The sequence below is a fragment of the Arthrospira sp. PCC 9901 genome, assembly GCF_059013425.1.
On record NZ_CP102296.1, the window covers coordinates 2,975,111 to 2,999,199 of the forward strand.

Genomic DNA, 24,089 nt, shown 5'->3' on the forward strand with positions numbered 1-24,089 from the left:
GCCGAACACAGCAATTGTCTGATTCTCTGTTTTTTTAACTCGCCATGACTAATTCTATTCTTCAATCTGTCCTTAATCTCTTTTTAAAGCCAGAATGTCCCATCTGTGCCAGACCTACGGATCAGGAGTTCTGCCGCTATTGCGAACAACAATTGTTAGAATGTCAATTTACCCACGGAGGAATGTTCCCCGGCGAGGTGCCGATTTTTGTTTGGGGTCGTTATGGGGGAGTGCTTAAACAAGCGATCGCTGCTTTAAAATATGATGGGAACCCACAGATCGCCAAAATGTTAGGCTATTGTCTAGCCGAGGGCTGGCTCGATACTGTGAAGCGCGTTCCCCAGAATTTAGTTGTAGTTCCTATTCCCCTACACCCCGCTAAACTCAAACAACGGGGTTTTAATCAGGCCGAATTATTGGGGCGCGGCTTCTGTGAAATCACCGGTTTATCTATGAAACCCCATGGTTTACAAAGGCTCAAAAATACCGAAGCCCTGCACGGCTTGTCCCGCCCAGAACGAGAACAGAATTTGCTGGGGGCTTTACGAGTCGGAAAAGACCCCCTTCCCCCTCGCAGTTCTGTGTTGATTATTGATGATATTTATACCACTGGGGCTACCGTTAATGCTGCTATTCAAGCCTTCAAGTTGAGAAAAATTAAAGTAGCTGGAGTCGTCGCATTAGCTACCACAGCTTCCCCTAAATCTTCCCCTCGTTCACTATCATCTATGGGCTAGGTACTGACAACCCTACCAATAACTTATTCCTTTTGGTTAATATCTCCCTAGATTTCGCTAAAATATAATTAGCCATCATAGCCATCACCGACAATCATTATGGGCTTATTTGAAGATTTCAGCCGCTTTCTGGAAACCCGCCTAGAGGAATTTTTGCGAGATCATCCTGATTTGGAATTGCAAGCCCTTGAGGAACAGTTGCGTCAACAGGAAGAGGACACCCTCCGATTAATTGCTGACCTCCAGCGTGAGGAAAAGAAATGCACTGAAGAAATTTTGGCGATCGCACAAGATATCCAAAAATGGCATAAATGGGTCGCTAAAGCACAAGCCGCCAACCGCCCTGACCTCGCTGAAGCCGCCCAAGAAAGAGAAGCCGCCCTATTGCGACAGGGAAATCAGCACTGGGGACAAATGCAGGGCGTTAAAAACCGCATCGAACAGTCTAAGGAACTCTATCGCCAGATTCAACAGCGACGCAAAGAGGTTAAAATTAAACAGCAGGAATTGGCCGCTAACCGCGCTAAAGCTACCCAAACTAAATCTTGGGAAACACAGGGATGGAACCAAGGAAATGATTACACTCGCTTTCAAGCTACCCCTGACCCCCTCGAACAGCAGTTTCGTCAGTGGGAAATGGATGAGGAACTCGAACAACTCAAGCGCAATATGCGTCAATAACTTTGTGTTAACTTTTGTTACAAAAAATTAAGAAATGTTGCAAAAATTTTTTTTTCGGGGGGAGGGGTTGCTTTTGGTGGCGCTCCCGGCTATACTTTAGATAATGGGAATAGTGACTTTTTTCAAATTTAAGTATATATTTTGATTATTAAACTGTATGTAAATATCCTACCACAAGTTCCCGGCTGTTGTCAACCCTCGGCGCAGGAGGGGCCGAACAAATTTTTTTTTGAATAAAAAATCAACAGTGATTCTGGGAAACCGACCCGGTAGGGTCGGTACATGGAGAATGGCACGCCTAAGCCAAATCAGGGAAAACTTCCCTAACAGCAGGATGAACAAGTTGGTGATTTTCGACATTTAACCCCTTAGCTAAAGCGGCATCTTCAGCTAAAGCGCGAAGTCCTCGATCGCCTAATTTGAGAACATAAGGCAAGGTGCTATTATTTAAGGCTTGGGTAGCGGTACTGGGTACAGCCCCCGGCATATTGGGAACGCCATAATGAACCACGCCATACTCAATATAAGTGGGTTGACTGTGAGAAGTAGGTCGGAGAGTTTCAATACAACCGCCTTGGTCAACCGCCACGTCAACTAATACAGAACCGGGGCACATTTTAGCGACCAATTCACGGGAAACTAAAATCGGGGTCCGAAAACCTGGAACCAAGACCGCACCAATGAGTAAATCAGCCTGGGGAACAGTAGCTTCAATGTGGGCTGAATTACTGTAAAGCAATTCTACCCGGGAACCAAACAAAGTTTCCAAATAGGAGAGGCGATCGACATTAATATCAATAATTGTGACCATAGCGCCCATACCAACGGCAATGCGGGCAGCTTCGGTGCCGACGATACCACCACCCAAAATCACGACGTGACCGGATTTGACACCGGGGAAACCACCCAGGAGAACGCCGCGCCCCCCCTGTTGGCGTTCCAGATATCTGGCTCCAAACTGTACGGAAAGGCGACCCGCAATGATACTCATGGGAGTGAGTAGTGGTAAGCGTCGGTCTGATAATTCTACTGATTCGTAGGCGATCGCATTCACCCCACTATTAATAAGGTGTTCCGTCAATTCCCTAGTCGCAGCCAGATGTAAATAAGTGAATAAAAGTTGTCCCTTGTGAATAAAGGGATATTCTGAGGGTAGGGGTTCTTTGACCTTGACCACCAATTCACGATTCCAGGCTTCTGTGGGTGAGGAAACCACCTCAGCGCCTGCTTCGAGATAGTCCTGGTCAGAAAATCCCGCCCCCACCCCGGCTTCTGTTTCTACAAAAACCTGATGGCCTTTTTCACAACAGACTCGGACACTACTGGGGCTTAATCCCACCCGAAATTCCTGATCTTTAACTTCTTTGGGGACACCAATTTCCATCTTACCTGAACCTTAATTTTGCGAGAATGCCTGAACTGCACGCCCTACAAATTCCTTGCAGGTGTAGCAACCAGCTAAAATATAACCTAGCACTGGTTTTCTGGCATCCACCAGATCCTATAGGTTGGGTTATCTTGAAAACAGCGGACTAAAACCAGAAGCTAAAGTCTAGCAGGAAATCAAATCAAATGAGCGGGACAAACCGAGTTCCGACATTAGAAAAAGTTTTGCAGAAAAGTAAATAAATCCAGCGGGATCAACTTAGTTCCGACATTAGAAGTTAAGGTCGATCGCGCCTCTTTACTTCCGGTAAAACTGCTACGAGTATCCGCTTTACCAGATTGCACTTGAGTAGCCCCCAACCCGCACAACTGCCGGAATCGTCGCATGGCTTTAGACTTGGGAAGGCATTTAAACATCTCATCAAAGGGTACGATCCGAGTGAGCAGCCAGCCTCGTTCGCGGGAACCAAACCCGAACTTATCAAACACACGGTGGTAACAATCAAATTCTGGAAGGTTCAGGTAGCCTAGCATCTCCCCAGTTGCCCAGATGGTCGGATTAAGCGATCGCCCTTCCTGTTTACCTATTGTAGTGGACGGACTTAGCCAGATGGAATCAACTCGGAGACTTGGGGGAAATTTTGGCGGCGGGCGATCAGGTCAGCCTTCCCTATATTTGTTCGCTAGCCGGTAATGCGATCGCTTCCCCCCCATCCCAGGAAAATTCAGATTAAGGCGATCGCTTATTTGCCGCCGGCAGATCTACCAATAACCGAAGGGGGGAGTTAAGTTGTTGATGGTAAATTCTCCACCCTCTTTGGGGTTGGCTAGATTAGGCGTGTAAAAACAGTTACACGATAAAAACTCGGGAGATTGGTAGCCCCGTCTCTTTAGAGCGGGGCGGAAAAGCGACACGGCGGCTTTAGCGGCCATCAGGAATGGTGAGGGTCGTTAATGTAAGCTGTCACCTTAGCCGTGCTGACTTTCCCTGTAGCTTCGTAGTAATACGACCGAGTCCACAATGAAGGTAGCTTGCAGAGGTGAGGGAACTCCTGCCTGATCCGCCTAGATGAACGCCCCTTCATAGCTTTGACTATTTGGTGAATGGCGACCTGAGAGCCGTGCTCTACCAGGATGTGAACGTGGTCAGGGGCTATTTCCAGAGCCTTGACCAGCCAGTCATTTTCTAGGGCAACCTCATTCAGTATTGCGGCAAGCCTCATCTTGACGTTGCCGACCAAAACCTTCTTCCGCCTTTTCGGAATCCAGACCAGGTGAACATGGGCCAGCCCTACCGAGTGGTTGCCGTGGCGGTAGTTGATTGACTCATCTCGCATTGTTGAAGGCTACCCATTTATCGACAATTCTAGTATACTTGTTTTATGGCTAAAACCTTTGCAGCACAAGTCAATCAACTCCCTGACGACCCTCCCCTGAGGGCCGCACTGGAGTATCTTGGCACGGCTTCAAATAACCTCTACAACTGCACGGTTTACCTGGCTAGGCAGTTGTATTTCAAGGCAGGTAAATTCTCGAATGGGCGCTGGCTATCGAGCCAGATGAAGCACAACGCCCACATGAAAGCGCTCTATACCAGCGCTGCACAGCAAACCTGTATCAGCGTGGGTGAGGCGTTCAAGGGCTACCGTGAGCTACTGAAGTTATGGCGCAGCGGTGGGCTGACTGAAAAGCCGAAGCCGCCCAATTACCGCAAGTCTGGCGGCATGTTTCAGCTTAGCTACCCTAGGCGGTGGCTGAGGCGGGTTGATGGTCAGGTTAGGGTGCCAATGGGAACGGCCTGCAAGGTCTGGTTTGACCTACCCGAAATCTTCCTGCCTTTCCCGTCAAACCTTGACTGGGAAAAGGTTAGAGAGGTGCAGATTGTTCCTCGTGCAGGCTACTTTGATGCCGTCTGGATCTGCGAAGCACCCCCCGTTGTGCCCGTGGATCTAGACCCTGAGAAGTCGCTAGCCATTGATCACGGCATTCACAACTGGCTGACCTGTGTGGATAGCGAGGGCCATAGTTTTATTGTGGACGGCAAGCACCTGAAGGCGCTCAACCAGTTCTACAACAAACGGGTCGCCACCATCAAAGAGGGAAAGCCTCATGCCTTTTGGTGCAGGTTGCTAGATAAGCTCACGGGCAAGCGTAATCGCCAGATGCGGGATGCCGTCAACAAGGCGGATAGGCTAGTGGTCAATCACTGCCTGAAGCATGGCATTGGCACTGTGGTCTTTGGCTGGAATCAGGGGCAAAAAAACGGGGCCAGCATGGGCTGCAAAACCAACCAGAAATTTGTGCAGATTCCTACGGCAAGGCTGAAGAACCGAATAGCTCAGCTTTGCGAGGCCCACGGTATTTTGTTCGTTGAACAGGAGGAAAGTTATACGTCGCAAGCGTCCGCGTTAGACCTAGACAGTATTCCCGTTTACGGTGAAAAACCCGAGGGTTGGAAGGCTTCAGGTAGGCGCATTCGACGTGGAACCTATCGCTCTGCTGCTGGCGTTGAGGTCAATGCCGACTGCAACGGGGCGTGGAATATCGGTCGCAAAGCAAAAGTAACGGGGATGCAAGGCATCCCCGCAAGAGGCGTTTTGACTTCGCCTAGGCGTCTGAGAATTTGGGATCTTCCTGGTGTGTCGATCCTAACTCAGAAGTGCTGTAATCCCTCCGGGGAATCCCCGTCGCTTTAGCGCGGGGAGTAGTCAACAATCTGGACCTCTACAACTCCAAGACAACGGTAAACGCTTCTTTCTATCCCTTGGGCGAGTTGAGACAGTCGCCTAGTGTTGGGTATGGCTAACCCTCCCACCCGCCCCTACCCAACGAACCTAAAAGAAACCGGGTTTCTGGTTAGAAAAGTTCTGGGCAGTATCAGCGATCGCTCATGTCACGCTAAGATTTTCAGTAGCAGTTTTGGAGATCATCCCTTGACTGAAAACCCTCAACCATCCGTTCCCCTGTCTACCATGTCGCGTAAAGAACTGAGGGAATTAGTGCGATCGCAACTACAAGTATTGTTAGAACGCCGAGATCTGCAAACTGCCAAGGCTATTTTAGTTCCAGTCCAACCAGCAGACATTGCCGAAGCCATTGAGGGATTACCCGAAACCATGCAGGTCATTGCCTTTCGCCTATTATCCAAGGATGAGGCGATCAAGGTTTATGAGCAACTCGACTCTAGCGTTCAGCAGTCATTGTGCGAAAAATTCAAACGCCAGGAAGTCATCGATATTGTCGATAAAATGTCCCCGGACGATCGCGCTAGACTATTTGACGAACTACCCGCCGCCGTCGTGCGTCGCTTAATTGCCGAACTGAGTCTAGCTGAACGCCAAGCCACAGCCTTATTACTAGGTTATGAGGCTGACACAGCCGGGCGAATTATGACTCCTGAATACATTTCCCTCAAGGAAGAGTACACCGTAGGTCAGAGTTTAGAGCGTATTCGCAGTTTAGCCCATGTTACCGAAACCGTTTATTCTTTGTATGTTACCGACTCCGATCGCCATTTAATTGGCATTCTCTCCCTGCGCGACTTAGTAACTGCTCAGTTAGAGCAAACCGTTGGTGAAATCCTCAGCCGGGATTTTGTCTCTGTACAAACCGATACAGACCAAGAAGAAGTTGCCCGCATCATTCAGCGATATGATTTTCTAGCAGTTCCTGTCGTCGATAGTGAAAAGCGACTCGTCGGAATTATTACCGTTGATGATATCTTGGATATCCTCGAGAGGGAAACCACCGAAGATATCTACGCCTTGGGTGGCTTACAAGCCGACGGAGATAACTATTTTCAGGTAAGTTTACTCACAGTAGCCCGCCGCCGGGTCGTCTGGCTGTTAGTATTGTTAGTGACCAATAGTATTACCGGATCTATTCTCAAGACCCAGAGAGATATTCTCCAAGACGTGGTAGCCTTATCCTTTTTTATCCCCCTCTTGACCGGAACTGGCGGAAATGTCGGGGCTCAGTCTTCCACCGTCGTAATTCGGGGGATGAATACTGATGAAATTTGGTCTTTGGGATCTTTCCAGGTAATCCGGCGGGAGGCTATGGCTGGGACTTTACTGGGTCTGATTTTGGGGACCTTGGCGACTATATGGGCTAGTGTATTTATTGTCCCCGGTCAAATAGCAGTCGCGATCGCAGTTGGTATTAGTTTATTGGCCATTTCCCTGTTGGCTTCTGTCGCCGGTTCCGCTTTGCCTTTTTTGTTCCGGTCGCTCAAATTAGACCCGGCTTTGATGTCTGCGCCGTTTATTACCACCGCCGTTGATGTCTTGGGGGTGTTAATATATTTGAATTTAGCTCGGATGATTTTGCAAAGTAATAGTCTCAATTAACAGAATGTTGCATTACCGTAATCTACTAGAAATAGCTGAATATGTCGGTTTGGCGGTCACTGTGGTGGGAACTGTCGCCACTTTCACCGGCCGATCGCTATTATATGGCGGCATTCCTCTATTGATTTTTCTAGCTATTGGTCTAGTTAACCGCTATCTGTTAAAGCAATATATGCGATCGCTTACTTTCAATGTCAAAGCTAACGTTGACTTGAACACTCAGGCGATCGAACAGTTAAATCATATTGCTCAGGCTAATGCTGTTTCTGCTAATATCAACACCCTCAAATCTACCGCTAATTTAGACATGGCGGCGCTGACCGATAATTTAACTACCCTTAATGGGACTCTCCAGAATATTTTAGAGCGCCAAAATGCCCTCGAACAGGCGATCGATGCTATTCAGGGAGAGTTGGAATTGGTTGTGCGAAAGTTTCAGCAGCGACCAGAGTTAGAACAGGTCGAGAATTTAACCCATGTCATTGTCGATTTACAGCAGTTTATCAATCAACTACCCCAGTGGGGAGCCCTTCAACAGCAACAGTTAAATCAGTTACAGGAAAGAGTTTCTGGGGCGATCGCTGATTTACCTCGACAGGTTGAAGTCGCCATCAGCGATCGCTTGGATAATTCCACTTAGAATCTCAATCAGGATTTGATGTGCTTGATCAACAATTGAGCGATCGCCTGAAGTTCTTTTTTGTTAAAAGTCTTCAGTAACACCTTCACCACTTCCTTCGGATCTGCTGGTATCGTAATTTCCTTAGCAGTCGCCGGGACTCCCCCTTGGCTACTTCCCAGTTTAACTAGAGCATCACTGGGCGCTATAGCATCAGCTTTTCCCGCTTCCAGGAGTTTCGCCGCCTGCTGAAGTTCCTTAATTACCGTATTTTTCAGAACCGGGAAAGGAGCCTTGGGATTAGCGATCGCGCCATGGGTAGTTTTCACTAAATTTTGCCAAGGTTCCACTCCTGGTGCAATTTTCAGCAAATGACCACACAGCCCCGCTATTTGTTTCCGTAGCGCCGGAGATTCCGGTTTGCTCAAACCCTGCAACATCGGTTTCAGAACCGCCGTCACCTTAGCCAGCGCCGACGGTACCGGTTTACTTCCCCCAGACGAAGCCGCCGCCACCGCTGGTGTTGCCTTGCCACTCATCAAATCCGCTAGATGCTTCTCCAGCATATCATACACCGGAAGGGCAGCCGTAGCAATTTTTTCCCCCATTTCCACTGATAAACCCGACGGACTTTGTGCCCTTTCAATCAGGTTCTTTAGTACCTCATAACACTTGTTTGACAGTGTAACAACCTTGCTATCAGCTTTTATGGGAGTGTCTTTAACCGACTTAAAACAATCTTCAAGTCGTTTAGAGACCTTATTAATACTGGCTAAACTCGGCATCTGTTGCGTTAACATAGCCGAGGCTCCCTTAATCGAGTGCGCCGCTCTGTACATAGTAATCATCGGTTCGCGATCGGAGTCAGCCATAATTTTTGGCAGATCCTTCAACCCCGTACTAAGTTCTTCGAGGCGTTCTCCCGCCTCTTCCATAAAGATAGCGATTATTTTTTGGTCTTGGCTCGTCGGCACGGCTGCCCTCCTATCGACAATTTAACGCCGAGCTTTATTATGAGCGGTACTGTTAACCTGGTATGTCTTAACACTACAAGTTAGAAGCCATTGCCAGACAACCCTACTCATCACTTACCCCAAATTATGGGTTTCAAGCTCCGCCCCCTTCGACCAACTCACGGCAAGCCTTCAAAGGCGGCTAGCTGGTATGGTCGAAAGAGAGGTCGCCCCCTCCAACTCCAATTCAAAACCGTGCATGCGAGTTTCCCAGCACACGGCTCCTGATGTGAACACCCTATTATCAGTAGGAACAGGGTTACTACCCCCTGCTTTATGACCTCAACTTTGGGAGCTATATACACCACGTAGTCTTTAAACTCGCTCACGTCATAAGCACTCTTACTTGTCGCAGTCTCTATATCCACACCGTGACTAGTGGGCATATCCCAACCATTACAGTTAGGCATTGGCTTTCAGTCACATCCTTTCCCCTTATGGGCATGCGCTTACACTTTTCACTACTCTACGAGATGTACTCGCAGAGAGCCCAATAGGGGTTTAAACGTTCCGTATATATGGGCATTCCATCTTTAGATTTGTCCTATCCACCGGGGTACATTTAAAGGTCTGTGTAGGTAGTATAGAAAGACTCCTACTTTTCCCCTTACTCTTTTGAGCGCAGCGTGTCAACCTATTTCGCTACTTTATAATGACGATGGTTCAGGCCAGACATTCGGTTTCCCTAATCATGGATGGTTGGCAGTGGTCGCCTATAGTAGTAGGTTCTACATCACGCCTTCCGTTCCCCGCTTCAATCCCAGATTTGTGATTTCTGAAACTGGGGGTGGCTACCGCCTTTACTCTTTCCCATAATCGCCCCAAGTGAGTTATAATACTCCTCCTAGGTAATACTTGGACGGTATATTGCGATTTCTTAAAATGGGATTGACCTTGAGTTCCCTGCCTTGCTTAGAATCACAACTTCCTAAGCGTTGGGACATATATACAGTTAAGGGGTAAACTGGTCGAGTCAGTCTATCTCCCTCTAGGAGGTTATTTCAGGCATTGCAGCCTTATTTCACTCCTAAACGTCTCGCACTTCTCTCTGTTATACTATCACCTGCACAGTTTTTCCAGGTCTGACCACTATCATAGGTTGATTGTTTAATCAATTTTAAAAAATTGCCTCACCAGAATCCGCCTCAATCCTTGACAGCCACCGGAACTAATGATACAATCTTGACACAATCATAGATAATGGTTACCTTTGTAACTTTTTTGTTTTTCCCATAATTACCATATAAAATTGTAGGGGCGGGTTCTACTGTCAATTTTCTATCCCTACCCGGATACTAATAAACCCGCCCCACCACCGATAATTAATAATTCAGAAACCCGGTTTCTTGACCTCTGGGGAAAAACCGGGTTTCTTGACCACGATATTCTGCGTCAGATGAATAAAATTTGCCGTTGACCCGATAGGTTATCCCTCTGACGCTACGAGGGTAATAATTATTAATTGTAGGGGCGGGTTCTGCTGTCAATTTTCCATCCCTACGACTATCTTAATAAACCCGCCCTCTCCGGCTGTCAATTCTCCGCCCCCACCCGGATATTAATAAACCCGCCCCACCCTTTCCGGGGTAGCACAGGCAAAACCAAAAAGCAACCCCCCTGGGAGAGGGGGGAGTTCCATTATCTAATGCGACCATCTGGCATAATTGCACCAGTTAGGATAGCACCATTTAGGATAGCGCCATTGAGGGTAGCATCGCGGAAACTAGCATCGCGCAGGTCAGCATTTTCAAGGTTAGCACCATCCAAATTAGCACCCCAAAGGTAAGCACCCCGAAGGTTAGCCCCCGTGAGGTCAGCACCTCGCAAGTTAGCCAAATTAAGGTTAGTATTGCTCAAATCCGCATTTCTCAAGTCGCACTCTTCCAGGTCAGCCTTCATCAAATTAGCCTTAATAAACTGACCCCCGCGAATATTACTACCTTGTAGGTTAGCCTGTTGTAGGTTAGCTTCATCCAAGCGAATAAACCGCATTTGGGAATCTTTGAGATTAGTCCCCTGTAGGTTAGCACCTGCCATTTTAGCGCCACTGAGTTTAATTTCACTCAGTTCTAAACTACTAAAGTCGATCGCTTCTAAAGTTAAGCCATTCAGAAAGGCTTTTTCAAGTTTAACCCCGTTTAATTGCGCTCCTCGCAAGTTAGCCCCACTCAGTCGCGCTCCCGTCAAATTAGCCCAATTTAGGTTAGCTTTTTCTAAGTTAGCCGATCGCAAATTAATCCCATTAAGATTAGCCCCACAGAGATTAACACCCGGTAAATTAGCCCGATACAGTGTCACCCAAGACATCACCGCGCCGCTGAGTTTCGCTCCCCTTAAGTTAGCTTTATGAAGTTGCGCGCCGCTCAAGTCTGCTTTAGTTAAATCAGCTTCAATTAAGCAGCTATCTCGCAGTTTCGCATAATTAAGGTTAGTACCATACAAAAAAGCCCCATTCAGGTTGGCTTCTAACATAAAGCATCGTTCTAGGTAAGCGCGAGCTAAGGATGCTTCTTTTAAATTAGAACCCGACAGGTTAGCCGCGATTAATTTAGCACCAATCAAGTTGACTGCGGTTAAATCGAGTCCACGAAAATCTCTTTCTCCCCTAAGATATCGCTCTAGGATTTCTGTTTCTTTCATGTTGAGGATCTCCTTTTTCATCACACAAGTTCTGAAACAGTCTCCGGCGATCGCTTAGTTGAGTTTCGACTGATTCAGATGCCTTAATTTGCTACACCTCTGACGATAAAAGCTACTGCTAATAATCTCTTAATATTTATTTTATCTGTACCAGACAAAATTTGGGCATATTGTTTACAAATGTTGACTTATCAAGAGTCCACCTAATTATCCTCTGATGTCTTTGTTGATTTTTTAAGCAATTTTTAACAATTGTTCACGCCAAGCCGCCCCAAGGATTGACCGCCACCGGAACTAATGATATTATCCTTTTATATAATTGGAATTTTGCTATTTTAAAAAAAGCGACAAAGAGATTAATTATACAAAAGAGTAGCACGGGCAGGGAAAAAAGTCAACCCCCTCTCTATCTCCCTTCTAGCGCCCTATCCCAGAGCGCGAGTTGCTCCCCGGCGGCGGAGAAGATTGACGGGCCAGCCCTCTGGGGAGAGGGATTTGCATGATCCATTGTTAACCCCTAGACAATTTTTGAGAAAGCGCTATAATGGCAACAAGGTCCGGCTGTGACGTTGGTGACTGCCAAAATGTTTTTTTGATCTATAACTCTAAAAACAAGGGAACCCCTTAGAATCGAGTGGCAGTATACCGGGCATTGTACCCGGAAACTTGAAGCTCGGCAGTGGTGCCCACCTGGCTCGTCCAGGTCAAAAACTGAGGTAAGACGGCGTTGCGGTTGGGCTGTTTATTAACGAAAAACGAAAAAAGCCCGAGGTCGAGAAGTAGATAACTCGACTTTTTCGGGCTGCATTTATTTGAGTGTAACCGTTGTGCTGTTAACTAGCCTGACGAGAAGCTATTTTTTCAAAATAAGCCTGAGTTTGCTGAAGCATCTCCTCCCGACTATCATTTTCTTTGGTTTTAGTTAAAGTAGGGATGAGGTTACGAGCCTGTAGTGTCATGTGTAGCTGGAGATCAGCCACATACTCGCTAACATCTTGACGAAGGGAACAAGCTGGGTATCTATCCATATCTAAATTCAAAGTGTTTCTCGTCTCTCAATCTAAGGTGTTCGTAATCACTCATAGAGAGTATCATGCTTATGTACAAACTTGACTAACCTTGTAATGATATTTAATCTTTATGATGGGCTTCTGTGACAAACCGTTACATTGACCGCCCCTGTGTCCCTGTACCCATCTACCCTAATCCCGGATGTTCAAGACCAGAGGATCTGAAGTTACCCACGGTTAAGTCTGGGGACTTCCCCTCGAAAACAGAAAACAAAAACTCTGGTATTGTTGATATTCAAAAAATTATGGGTAAACTTAAATCAATTCAAGAGACCCTCACAGCAACAGCAGCATAGAATAGCTAAGTTGCTTAGTTAGATCCGGAATTATGTGGATTATGCAATGATCCATAATCCAAGTGATATTGTGCGCTGACTTGATCAAGTTAGCAAAAAGGACTTATAAGGAAAGGTATCGTTAAGATGGTAAACATTATTATTGGCACTCCAGACCCGGATTTACTGTTGGGAACCTCAGAAGATGATGAAATTCAAGGTCTAGCAGGGGACGATACCCTTTTGGGGTTTCAAGGGAATGATACGCTGTTCGCCGGTGAAGGCAATAACTTGCTATTTGGTGGACAGGGGGATGATTATTTGTTCGGCGGACCAGGTAACGATACCCTATTCGGTGAGTTAGGGGATGATGTTATCTATGGGGGGGAAGGAAACAATTTCATCCTGGGAAATGCGGGGAATGACTCTATAGTTGGCGGGTCAGGAAACGACACTATTTATGGCGGTCAGGGGTCTGACACGCTGATAGGGGGGGAGGGAGATGATCTGCTATTTGGCGATCGCGGTAATGATATCCTTTATACAGGTAGTGGTTTTAACAGCTTAACCGGAGGCGCGGGGTCAGATTTATTTGTAATTGGTGTAGGGTTCAATGGCGGTCAGACCGATGTAATTACAGACTTTAGACCGGGGTTTGACCTAATTGCTTTAGCTAATGGTCTGGAATTTGCCGATCTAGAAATTGCACAGCAGGGGAATGATACCCTAATTCGCGATCGCCAAACCAGAGAGAGATTAGTGCTACTAGAAGCCACAGATAGCACCATTCTCAACAGTGGCAACTTTACCAAATCCATCACCAGCATTACCTCAGTCTTGGAATTTTGGGAAGATAGCGTCAACGCTGACGAAAATCAGTCATTATTGCAAATCCCCATCACCAGAACCGGATCTCCTCTTGATAGAGTAGGAGCAACTCTAGTAGTAGCTGGTGATAGCACCGCTGACGTGATCGCAGAAATTCCCGTAATTTTTGAACCCTTTGAAACCTTCAAAGAATTTACCGTTTCTATAGTCGATAACGATACCCCTGACGGACCGAGACCAGTTAGCCTAACCCTAGCCGATCCCTCTGGGGGAGCCAGTATTGGCCAAAGGAATGAGTTTATCATTAACATCCAAGATGATGAACCCGCACCAGTACCGCCCCCGCCCCCAGGACCGACGCCGACACCCATTCCAGAGTTACCGGCGCTAAATCTGCCATCAACTTCTCAGGTGAGCCTCACTATTGAACCGGAAGCCGTAGAAGAAGATAGTGGCAACAGTTTAGTTTATACATTAACCCGCACACCAGATTCTTTGGGAGTGCCTATAGCCGTAGATTTTTCCGTAGGTGGGACTGCTATTTTAGGGGAAGACTACACAGTTAGCGGAGCCGTTAGATTTGATGGCGATCGCGGAACCGCAATATTTGACCAAAACGCTACTACCACCCAATTTTTGATCACCCCCATTGCTAATGATATTTTTCAGCTAGACAGAACCATAGAAGTCGTTTTAGACGACTCAGGATTTTTGTATATCGCCGAAATCGGAGGGAATACGGCCACTGGCACTATTATAGATGATGACCCACCCCCCAGTCCCCCTTTATATGACTTCAGCGACAGTCGTTTTATAGGTGTTGAGGGAGATGATCCTAATAATCCTGAATTTGTGGAAGTCACCATTGAGCGTTCTTTCGCCACCGAGGCACCCTCACGAGTCGATGTGGCAATTACACCCATTACTGCTGAACCTGGTCGAGATTTTGAGCCCACTCCCGATCCCACCCCAGTCATGTTCGACGCGGGACAAACCAGCGCCACCGTTCAAATTGAACTAATTCCCAATACCGAACCAGACCCCACCAGAACCGCCAATTTATCCTTTACCAACTTCTTTATTGAGAGTACAGCCGGGGAAATTGAGGGGGGACAACCAGGCCGCCAGAACCCCGAGGCTACCCTAGTGATTTTGGATGATGACGGACCATTTAGCTATGAGTTCAGTCAGAGTTTGTTCACCACCCTAGAGGGTTCCGATACCAACGTCACAGAAGTTGTGACTGTTGAAAGAATTGGCAGAATTAGGGAAGCATCTTCAGTCACCGTTGAGTTAAGTGGTATTACTGCTGTTCCGGGAATAGATTTTGAGCCAGAGGAGATAACTATTAATTTCCAACCTGATCAGATTTCCCAAACTGTTCCCATCACCATTTTGGGTAATTTGGTGACTGAACCTAATCGAAATCTCCGGTTAAGTTTGGTTCCCGCAGAAGGGGAACTGGTAGGCGAGGAGAACCCCACCGCTGAATTAATTATTATCGACGATGATGATATCCCCACCTATGATTTCAGTCGCAGTATTTTTGAGGTCTCGGAAGATGATGGTGTAACTGAGACTGTCGTGGTGGTGCGCGGTGGTAATGCCAGCAATGCATCATCTGTAACTGTGGTTTTGCAACCGGGTCCGGAAAATCCAGCTACGCCGGGAGTTGATATTGTCGAGACTGAGGTGCGGTTGGAGTTTGCGCCGGGTCAAGAAGTCGCTAGGGTTCCCCTGGAAATTGTTGATGACGAAATAGCTGAACCCACCGAGTCGATTATCTTATCTTTTGAGGATTTTGAACCGAGGGGACGCGCAGGTGTAACTCATCCTACGGCTACTTTATTGATTCTCGATAATGACTCACCCCCAACTTATGATTTTGGTCAGTCTGAATATCAGGTTCAAGAGGGCGATGAGCGAAATACCACCATGGTGGTGGAATTGTTGCGGTCCGGGGATCTGAGTTCTCCCTCTTCTGTGGATGTGGTTTTAACTGGAATTACAGCCACTGAAGGAGATGACTTTGTTGGTAGTGTGATACCAATTCAGTTTGCTGAGGGAGAAACCCAGGCTCAGGTTCCTATTGAAATTCTGGGTAATAATCTGGTGCAGCCTGATCGAACACTGCAACTAGATCTAAATAATTTCCTGGGGATAGTGGAAGGAGAGGAGCAAGTCCTAGGTCAGGCTGGCACTATCAATCCTGATACAATTTTGACGATTCTCGATGATGATATCGCCACAGTTTCCCTACAGGTGCTTACTCCCAGTGCTGTCCAGTCTAGTCTGGATTGGAGGCAAGACCCTCCGGCTATCACTCCCTCTAGTAATGCCGTCTTGAGGATTAGTCGCGAACCTGATAATTTTGGGGATCTTGAGATAACTTTGGATCTGGAAGGAAATCGGATTTCTTTGGAAGATTATCAACTCGAAATTGATGGTGAAGTGATGGCCACAGACGGGGAAACGGCACAGGTGACGATTCCTGATGGTGAAAGTAGAATTGAACTGGAGTTGGTGCCACTTGATGATGACCACGCAGAGGCTGATGAGTCTTTGACTTTCCGCTTGGCAGAATCTGATTTTTATATTGTTGACTCAAATGATAACCAAGGGACATTAACGATTCTAGCTAATGGTACTGGGGTCAGGCGGTTAACTGATAGTCTTGATACGAGTGAAGAAGCCTATTTTGACAGTATTGAAGGGTCCTTGCGACAGGCTGTTATCAATGCTGTGAATTTGGGTGGCACACAAAGAATTACTTTTCTTGATGAGGCAGAATCAGGAACAATTAACCTGGTGGGTGCATTACCAACTCTCAATGGAGATATTTATTTTCAGGGTCCGGGAGCCAATAATTTGACGATCCAGCGTGATCCGGACTTGACTGATGAGTTTCGCCTGTTTAGGGTCAATACGGGGACGATGACTTTTGATGGGTTAAGGTTGGCTAATGGTTTGGCACCTGGAACTGACCTAGACGTTTCTGTAAGCACTACTTCTGGTAGTCGCGGCGGTGCGATCACTATTGTCTCTACTGATGCGAATGTTACTATTATCCGCAGTCTGATTGAAGGCAATGCGGCTAATAATGGAGGGGCGATCGCTAATTCGGGAATTCTGAATGTTATCGATTCCACTATTGCTGATAATCAGGCTGTTAATGGTGGTGGCATCATTATTATTGATGGAGAGGTTAATGTTACCAACAGCACTATTGCTAATAACTCGGCTCAAATCGGCGGCGGGATTTTTAACTCTGTTGCTGATCTGACTTTGACCAACAGTACCATTGTTGATAATACAGCGATCGCCAGTGGTGGCGGTGTCCGCAACATTGGTGGTAGTGCTAGTCTCCAAAATACTTTGATTACTAATAATACCGCTCCCTTCGGTCCTGATGCCGCAGCGGCTCCTGAATTTGCCTTTAACAGTGGTGGGGGTAATTTGATTGGAGATGGCAGTGATGCCTCTGGCTTAACTGATGGGGTAAATGGTGATATAATCGGCAGCGCAGATGACCCTGTGGATGCTCTCATCTCTCCCCTGGCTAATAATGGAGGACTCATCCCAACTATTGCTCTTTTGGAAAATTCACCAGCAATTAATGCCGGGAATAATACCTTTGCTGGTGGTTTTGTTAATCCCGGAGAGTTCGACAGCCGGGGTCTCGGATTCCCTCGCATTGTCAACGATACCATTGATATTGGGGCTTTTGAGTCGGAATTTTAACTAGAAAAACTGGGGATATGGGAATAGTCCATCATGGACAAATAACTCCCCTATTCCCCTCACCCTTCTCTGTGGTTAATTACCAGATTGACTATTGACATCTGATGAGACTTGACCTACAATATTATCATGGGAAAATGTGGGCGCATATATAGTGTAAAATTGACCCTCACAGATTCCGAGGATGATTAATAAACAATTGTAGGGGCGAACAATTTTCGCCCCTACTGCGGGGAAACGCTTGTGGAGAGGGCAATTAGGTCAACTATTGCACAGTGCCACTACTAGCAGCAGCCTTGGCGGCGGCGGCTTCGTCGGGGTGTATTTTTAGGCGGGTTAAGTTAATCCGACCTTTGGGGTCAATTTCGCGGACTTTCACGATGACCTCATCTCCAACAGCCACCTCATCCTCAACTTTGGGGACTCGGTATTCTGCTAATTGGGAAATGTGAATCATGCCTTCTTTTCCGGGTAGAACTTCCACAAAAGCACCAATAGGAATAATCCTGGTAACTTTCCCTACATAGACATCTCCGGCGTTTAGCTTGCGGGTCATACCTTGAACAATTTGGTAAGCGCGGGCGGCGTTTTCGCTGTCTGTAGAGGCAATGGTAACAGTGCCATCATCGTCGATGTCAATTTTAACGCCTGTTTCTTCGGTAATTCCTTTAATGGTTTTACCTCCCGGACCAATGACCAAACCAATTAAGTCTGGATCAATTTTCAATGTAAGCAGGCGAGGTGCGAAGGGAGACAGGTCAGGACGAGCTTTAGGTAGCACTTCCAGCATTTTCTCAAGAATATGCAGCCGTGCGGGTTTAGCTTTGGCGATCGCATCTGCGACTACATCCAAGGACAAGCCAGTAATCTTCATGTCCATTTGTAGGGCGGTGATACCGGTATCGGTACCTGCGACTTTAAAATCCATATCTCCCAAAAAGTCTTCAATCCCTTGAATATCTGTGAGGATACGAACTTCCGACCCTTCTTTAATCAAACCCATCGCCGCGCCACTCACAGGCTTGGTAATGGGAACCCCAGCATCCATCAAAGCCAGAGTGGACCCACAAACGGACCCCATAGAAGTAGACCCATTAGAGGATAGCACCTCAGAGACAATCCGAATCACATAGGGGAACTGCTCTTTTGATGGTAGCACAGGCAATAAAGCCCTTTCCGCCAAAGCACCGTGACCAATTTCTCTACGTCCTGGCGATCGCATAGGTCTTGTTTCCCCCACAGAATAGGGAGGGAAATTGTAGTGGTGCATATAGCGTTTTTCATCTTGGGGGTGGAGGTCATCAAGATCTTGAGCATCTCCGGGGGTCCCCAGAGTAGCAATAGAGAGGACCTGAGTTAGACCGCGATTAAATAAACCACTACCATGGACTCGTTTTGGTAATAATCCCACCCGACAGGACACCGGACGCACCTGGTCTAAATTGCGACCATCAACCCGCACTCCCTCGGAGAGGATTTGCTGTCGCATGAGTTTTTTGGTGATGTCTTTAAAGATCATCCCCACCGCTTTAGGATTTTCGGTATTGAACAAGCTAATGGGGTCATCTTCTGGCATTAGTGCGATCGCACTGACAATTTGCTCTTCTTTGATCACATCAAGAGCAGCATCCCGTTCATCTTTGGTCAACTCAAACTGACCCAGAACCTTTTTAACTGGTTCTGTAACCCGTTCTTGGATAAATTCTATCAAAGTCGGATCTTCTGGTGGCGGTTCTTCGATCGGGTTCTCAATCCCCAATTCCTGCATAATTTCAGTTTGGGCTTTAATCAAATCCATGACCGCCTCATAACCGAAATCGATCGCCTCAATCACATCATGTTCTGGCAATTCATTAGCCCCCGCCTCCACCATGACCACACCTTGGGGCGACCCAGCCACCACCAAATCGAGGTCACCGTTTCTAATTTCCTTGTAGGTAGGATTAATAATGAAATCATCTCCCACTAACCCCACACGCACCGCAGCCATAGGTCCATAAAAAGGAATTCTGGCCAACAACACAGCCACAGAAGCACCTGTTACCGCCAGAACATCCGGTGGTACTTGTTCATCCATAGACAAAGTAGTGGCAACTATTTGAATATCATCTCTAATCCAACCGGGAATGAGAGGACGTAGGGGGCGGTCAATCAAGCGACTGGTGAGAGTAACGCGATCTGGGGGGCGACCCTCTCTCCGTAGAAATCCGCCGGGGATACGACCACCAGCATAAAGTCTTTCCTCATAATCTACTAATAGGGGCAGGAAATCAATTCCCGGTCTTCCTTCTGCACGAGTTGCTGTTACCAGAACTGATGTATCTCCTGATTCTACTAACAGGGCTCCTCCCGCCTGCGGCGCTAGTAATCCAATCTTGAGTCTAATATCCCGTCCATCAAAGGATATCGACTTATCAATTTCTTGCATCTATTTTCTCTTCCTTCCTGCTATCACAAATTCTCACCATCTTGACACTCACCTAACCAAAAACAGGGGAACCATCCCAGGTATCCGCCTATCCAGTTTTTGTAGATGCGATCGCAATGGGTTAAAGATTTCCCCGCCCCATTATGGGGGAGTCATACCCCAGGCTGAAAATTTTTCCCGCCTATTTTTTATTTTTCAGTACCGATCGCTGCTGCCACCTTTAAAGATACATTTTCAGCTATGTTGGCACAGTTTACACATCGAGCGTGGGAGGGGTTTAATCAGTCAATCAGTAATTAGCCTAGCTGTAAGCCAGACTGTTTCTGATCATCTGATGTTTACATCAAGAGATATCAAGGGACTGATACATTTACGCGACATTTTTCCGGTTGTTCCCGGACAATGCGACGACAGCACTATTACCCGTTAAGGTAACAGAGGCGGTATCCCGCAAAGCTTTTAGAAAGATTCCAAAAGCACCGTCCCAGTCCCGTGGTAGAGTGAACCCGCACTCCGGACATCGGAACACTTTTGAGCCACCTAGCTGGGAATGGACATGACCACAGTGAGTACAGGTTTTGCTGGTGTATTCTTCGGTCACATCTACAACTGTTCAGTTATTTCCCCTTGATGTCTCAGGGTTAGTTTGAATCGATAATGCGCCCATGTCAGCATGGCGCGGGCAGTCTTAGACCTGATTTTCCGCTTCACCTGACTGGCCATATTGGAAGTCTCGAAGGTGGGCCAAAAAATCCGGCTGTGTTATGGGATGGTCAGGGATGCGACCCAATCAACCAAGGGGTTGAAGTCCTCACCGGGTAGTTATTTCGCCCATTTCAGCTCTATTTCATACCCGAAGGTCTCGCACCATACTTGGTATTGTAGCGCATCGCCCTAATTGGTTCAACTAATCTGCGATTAAATTAAGCTCTCGGATGTTGACACCTATTGTAGATCACTTCTGGAAAGTTTGAACCAGAGCTAATATTTCTCGAAATTGGGCTAATTCTGAAGAACAGAGCGACCATAGCACGCGATCGCTTAAAATTTAACCGGTTGCTAGTAGATACTGGGGGGCAATATGGCTATTTTACATGGAACTTGGCGGATTAACCCGGACGATAGTTATGTCTTCATTTGGGGGGAAACTTGGCGGGGGGGTGGCGCACAACAGGATAACCCGTCGGAAATAGCGCCCTATAGTTTCGCTATGACCGAGGAGGAACTCTCCCAATGGTCTCTCGGGCAAGATATAGCCTTATCTAAACTCTCTCCCGATACTATCACAGAAGCGATCGCCCTTCCCACCCATATTGACAGCCATACTGGTCATCTTACCCCCATTCATTCCGCGGCCACAGAAGCCGCAGAAGCCGCAGATATCTACCTGTATCCTTGGTTAGTTACCGGGTATCGGCTGAACCCCAGTGATGCTTTTGACCTGTTCGAGTCCTTACCTTTAGGTGCGATAGATTTAGACTGGTTAGGAGAGGATGTCCGGTTTTGGTCTCATGTAAACCGCTGGAGTTTAGACCTTCTGGCTAGGCGTAAATTTTTACCTGTGATTAGCGCCAGTGACTCAAAAGCGATCGCCCAATGGCAGCCCATTCTTGATAGTGCCACAGATCGCGCCCGCCTGTTAAAATTTGCTGGCTTAATGCCGACCGTTTGTCGAATGTACGGTTTATCGCCCCTACAGCCACAGAAGGGCTCATCTATCTTTTCTGCCCTATTTTTGCCCGGAAGTGCTGAGGATTTGATATTAGGGGCTTTAGGGGCAATCATTGATTGCCAGGTGCGTCCTATTGCCCAAGAAGTCGAACGCAAAGCCTTAACTAATGTAGCCATTCTCACCCCTGTGGTTAGAATGTGGTTGCATGGTTTAGCCGATGATGCTGGCGGCTACATAGAAGCTGATACGGAGGAAATAGATACCCTCCAGACCAGCTTAGAGAATTGGATGTTTCCCCTCCAACAGTCTTTGGTCGAACAAACCCTATTTAGGGCGAGTTTTAGTCTGCAACCTCCCCAGGGAAAAACTAAAGACTGGCGTTTAGAATATGGTTTACAGGCTATTGATGACCCTGATTTTGTCGTTGAGGCGGCGACTATTTGGGAACACCCAGTTGAGGCTTTTATTTATCGGGAAAGGACGATTCGTTATCCCCAAGAAACTCTCCTGGCTGGTTTAGGATTAGCTTGTAAATTATATCCGCTGATGGAGAAGAGTTTGTCAGAAGCTAGTCCCCAGGGCTGCTGGCTCGAATCTGGTCAGGTTTATGAGTTTATTACTCGTGTAGCTTGGCGATTTAATGATAGTGGCTTGGGGGTCATTTTACCACCAGGATTAAGTAATCGTGAAGGTTGGGCGAGTCGTTTGGGTTTGCGGATTAAAGCCAATGCTCCTAGGGGTAAAACTTCTGGGAAAATGGGTTTAAAAAGTCTGTTAAATTTTAAGTGGGAGTTAGCCATAGGTGGTCAAAGTTTATCTAAGGCAGAATTTGACCGTTTGGTGGCAAAAAATAGTCCGCTAGTTGAGGTTAACGGTGAATGGGTCGAGTTGCGAGAACGAGACATTAAAGCCGCTCAGGCTTTTTTTGCGAGTCGGAAAGAACAGATGAATCTTTCTCTGGAAGATGCTTTGCGTTTATCTACTGGAGATACTCAAACTATTGAACGACTCCCTGTCGTTGATTTTGAAGCTGGAGGGAAGTTGGCGGACTTGTTAACCGCTTTAACTGATAATCGTACCATTGATGCGATCGCTACTCCCCCCACTTTTAAGGGAGAGTTAAGACCTTATCAAGCCCGAGGTGCGGGTTGGTTGAATTTTCTGCAAGAATGGGGTCTGGGTGCTTGTTTGGCTGATGATATGGGGTTGGGAAAAACCATAGAATTGATTGCTTTTTTGCTACATTTACAGCTACAAGAAAATCTGATAAATCCAGTTTTATTGGTTTGTCCTACCTCCGTTTTAGGGAACTGGGAACGGGAAGTTAAGAGGTTTGGACCCTGTTTAAAAACCTTGGTTCATCATGGAGATAAACGAGCCAAAGGAAAGGCTTTTCCCCCGGCTATTAAAGGCAAAAACTTGGTAATTACTAGCTATGCTTTGACCTATCGAGACCAGTCCGAATTACAATCAGTAAAATGGCAGGGTGTGGTTTTAGATGAAGCGCAAAATATTAAAAATCCCGAAGCCAAACAATCGAAAACAGTCAAGACCTTAGAGGCGGATTTTAAAATTGCTTTAACTGGAACTCCCGTAGAAAATCGGTTATCTGAGTTATGGTCAATTTTGGAGTTTTTGAATCCTGGTTATCTAGGACAACGACCATTTTTTCAGCGTCGCTTTGCTATTCCCATTGAAAAGTATGGGGATACTGAATCATTGCAAATTTTGCGATCGCTCGTACAACCTTTTATTCTGCGTCGCCTCAAAACCGATAAAGATATTATTCAAGATTTACCCGAAAAGCAAGAAAATAACGTATTTTGTCCTCTGTCCAAAGAACAGGCTAGTTTATATCAAAAGTTGGTAGATGAATCACTCTCAGAAATTGAATCTTCTACCGGGATACAAAGACGCGGGATGATTTTAGGATTATTGGTAAAATTAAAGCAGGTTTGTAATCATCCCTTATTATTAGGTGCGAAAACCAAAGCTAAGAAAGAATCGCCAACCCTAAACCCTAGCTATTCTGGGAAGTTGCAGCGTTTAAATGAAATGTTAGAGGAGTTAATATCAGAAGGCGATCGCGCTTTGATTTTCACCCAATTCGCCGAATGGGGTAAACTCTTAAAACCCTATTTAGAAGCCAAGTTAAATCGAGAAATCCTGTTTTTATATGGGGGAAGTCGGAAACTTCAGCGAGAACAAATGGTCGATCGCTTTCAACAGGACCCCCAGGGACCTCCGGTGATGATTTTATCTCTCAAAGCTGGGGGAGTCGGTTTAAACCTAACCCGCGCTAACCATGTATTTCACTTTGACCGTTGGTGGAACCCAGCCGTAGAAAATCAAGCCACCGATAGGGTATTTCGGATTGGTCAAACTCGCAATGTACAAGTGCATAAATTTGTCTGTACCGGAACCTTAGAAGAAAAAATCCATGACCTCATAGAAAGTAAACAAGCCTTAGCCGAACAAGTAGTTAGTTCCGGCGAAGACTGGCTCACCGAAATGGATACCGACCAACTCAGAAACCTATTGATTTTAGACAGAAGTTCCATTATCGAAGAGTCCGAAGAAACCTAAACTTTCCTCCGTCCCCTCTCCGTCCCCTCAAACCAACAGACCTACCGCTGGACTTCTGGGTAAT

General features: G+C 46.7%; 16 protein-coding genes, 1 other RNA gene and 1 pseudogene. 9 read left to right on the forward strand and 9 right to left on the reverse strand.

Annotation, left to right across the window (positions count from 1 at the left end; genetic code table 11):
- Positions 1-44: 44 nt before the first annotated feature.
- Both NLZ44_RS13025 and NLZ44_RS13030 read left to right on the forward strand, forming a co-directional pair.
- Positions 45-737: a ComF family protein gene (locus NLZ44_RS13025; RefSeq protein ID WP_493750051.1), complete on the forward strand. Its 693-nt coding sequence runs from the start codon at positions 45-47 to the stop codon at positions 735-737.
- A 99-nt stretch (positions 738-836) separates the two neighbouring features.
- Entirely contained in the window at positions 837-1,418 is a 582-nt protein-coding gene (locus NLZ44_RS13030) for a TIGR04376 family protein (protein ID WP_493750052.1), read from the forward strand.
- A 298-nt stretch (positions 1,419-1,716) separates the two neighbouring features.
- On the opposite strand, the gene ald is transcribed toward NLZ44_RS13030, so the two are convergent.
- The 3 genes from ald to tnpA all read right to left on the reverse strand — a co-directional run bounded on the left by ald (position 1,717) and on the right by tnpA (position 4,141).
- Entirely contained in the window at positions 1,717-2,802 is a 1,086-nt protein-coding gene (ald, locus tag NLZ44_RS13035) for an alanine dehydrogenase (RefSeq protein ID WP_493750053.1), read from the reverse strand.
- Positions 2,803-3,017: 215 nt separating this feature from the next.
- Entirely contained in the window at positions 3,018-3,338 is a 321-nt protein-coding gene (locus NLZ44_RS13040; protein WP_493750054.1) for a hypothetical protein, read from the reverse strand.
- A gap of 398 nt (positions 3,339-3,736) precedes the next feature.
- Positions 3,737-4,141 (reverse strand): IS200/IS605 family transposase, encoded by a 405-nt coding sequence (gene tnpA, locus NLZ44_RS13045; protein ID WP_006668333.1) that lies wholly within the window; start codon positions 4,139-4,141, stop codon positions 3,737-3,739.
- A 45-nt stretch (positions 4,142-4,186) separates the two neighbouring features.
- On the opposite strand from tnpA, the gene NLZ44_RS13050 reads away from it, so the two are divergent.
- The 3 genes from NLZ44_RS13050 (at position 4,187) to NLZ44_RS13060 (ending at position 7,793) form a co-directional block, all read left to right on the forward strand.
- The gene (locus NLZ44_RS13050) at positions 4,187-5,500 is read left to right on the forward strand and encodes an RNA-guided endonuclease InsQ/TnpB family protein (protein WP_493750055.1); all 1,314 of its coding nucleotides are present in this window, start codon (positions 4,187-4,189) and stop codon (positions 5,498-5,500) included.
- Between the two features lie 276 nt (positions 5,501-5,776).
- A complete protein-coding gene (gene mgtE, locus NLZ44_RS13055; protein ID WP_493752994.1) occupies positions 5,777-7,153 on the forward strand; it encodes a magnesium transporter in 1,377 nt (458 codons plus the stop codon).
- Between the two features lie 4 nt (positions 7,154-7,157).
- Positions 7,158-7,793, forward strand: coding sequence for a hypothetical protein (locus NLZ44_RS13060; RefSeq protein WP_493750056.1), 636 nt, complete (start codon positions 7,158-7,160; stop codon positions 7,791-7,793).
- An 8-nt stretch (positions 7,794-7,801) separates the two neighbouring features.
- On the opposite strand, the gene NLZ44_RS13065 is transcribed toward NLZ44_RS13060, so the two are convergent.
- From NLZ44_RS13065 to NLZ44_RS13075, 3 genes are all read right to left on the reverse strand, one after another.
- Positions 7,802-8,746 (reverse strand): Hpt domain-containing protein, encoded by a 945-nt coding sequence (locus NLZ44_RS13065; protein ID WP_493750057.1) that lies wholly within the window; start codon positions 8,744-8,746, stop codon positions 7,802-7,804.
- A gap of 1,361 nt (positions 8,747-10,107) precedes the next feature.
- Positions 10,108-10,272 carry a hypothetical protein gene (locus NLZ44_RS13070; protein WP_493750058.1) on the reverse strand — a complete coding sequence of 55 codons (165 nt, stop codon included), beginning with the start codon at positions 10,270-10,272 and terminating at the stop codon, positions 10,108-10,110.
- A 151-nt stretch (positions 10,273-10,423) separates the two neighbouring features.
- Positions 10,424-11,425, reverse strand: a complete 1,002-nt coding sequence (locus NLZ44_RS13075) for a pentapeptide repeat-containing protein (protein ID WP_493750059.1) — start codon at positions 11,423-11,425, stop codon at positions 10,424-10,426.
- A gap of 555 nt (positions 11,426-11,980) precedes the next feature.
- Here NLZ44_RS13075 and ssrS point away from each other — a divergent pair.
- A non-coding RNA gene (gene ssrS / locus NLZ44_RS13080) (6S RNA) lies at positions 11,981-12,165 on the forward strand.
- 93 nt (positions 12,166-12,258) lie between these two features.
- Here ssrS and NLZ44_RS13085 read toward each other — a convergent pair.
- Positions 12,259-12,453 (reverse strand): hypothetical protein, encoded by a 195-nt coding sequence (locus tag NLZ44_RS13085; protein WP_006669505.1) that lies wholly within the window; start codon positions 12,451-12,453, stop codon positions 12,259-12,261.
- Positions 12,454-12,578: 125 nt separating this feature from the next.
- Here NLZ44_RS13085 and NLZ44_RS13090 point away from each other — a divergent pair, with 125 nt between their 5' ends.
- Both NLZ44_RS13090 and NLZ44_RS13095 read left to right on the forward strand, forming a co-directional pair.
- On the forward strand, positions 12,579-12,791 hold the full coding sequence (locus NLZ44_RS13090; protein WP_008052563.1) for a hypothetical protein: 213 nt from the start codon (positions 12,579-12,581) through the stop codon (positions 12,789-12,791).
- A gap of 126 nt (positions 12,792-12,917) precedes the next feature.
- Positions 12,918-17,339: a Calx-beta domain-containing protein gene (locus NLZ44_RS13095; RefSeq protein WP_493750060.1), complete on the forward strand. Its 4,422-nt coding sequence runs from the start codon at positions 12,918-12,920 to the stop codon at positions 17,337-17,339.
- A 265-nt stretch (positions 17,340-17,604) separates the two neighbouring features.
- On the opposite strand, the gene NLZ44_RS13100 is transcribed toward NLZ44_RS13095, so the two are convergent.
- Positions 17,605-19,767: a polyribonucleotide nucleotidyltransferase gene (locus tag NLZ44_RS13100; RefSeq protein ID WP_493750061.1), complete on the reverse strand. Its 2,163-nt coding sequence runs from the start codon at positions 19,765-19,767 to the stop codon at positions 17,605-17,607.
- 370 nt (positions 19,768-20,137) lie between these two features.
- Positions 20,138-20,526: pseudogene (locus NLZ44_RS13105) on the reverse strand (zinc ribbon domain-containing protein); the annotation flags it as partial.
- A 322-nt stretch (positions 20,527-20,848) separates the two neighbouring features.
- On the opposite strand from NLZ44_RS13105, the gene NLZ44_RS13110 reads away from it, so the two are divergent.
- Complete coding sequence (locus NLZ44_RS13110; protein WP_493750062.1) at positions 20,849-24,025, forward strand: sll1366 family intein-prone helicase; 3,177 nt, start codon at positions 20,849-20,851, stop codon at positions 24,023-24,025.
- Positions 24,026-24,089: the final 64 nt, after the last annotated feature.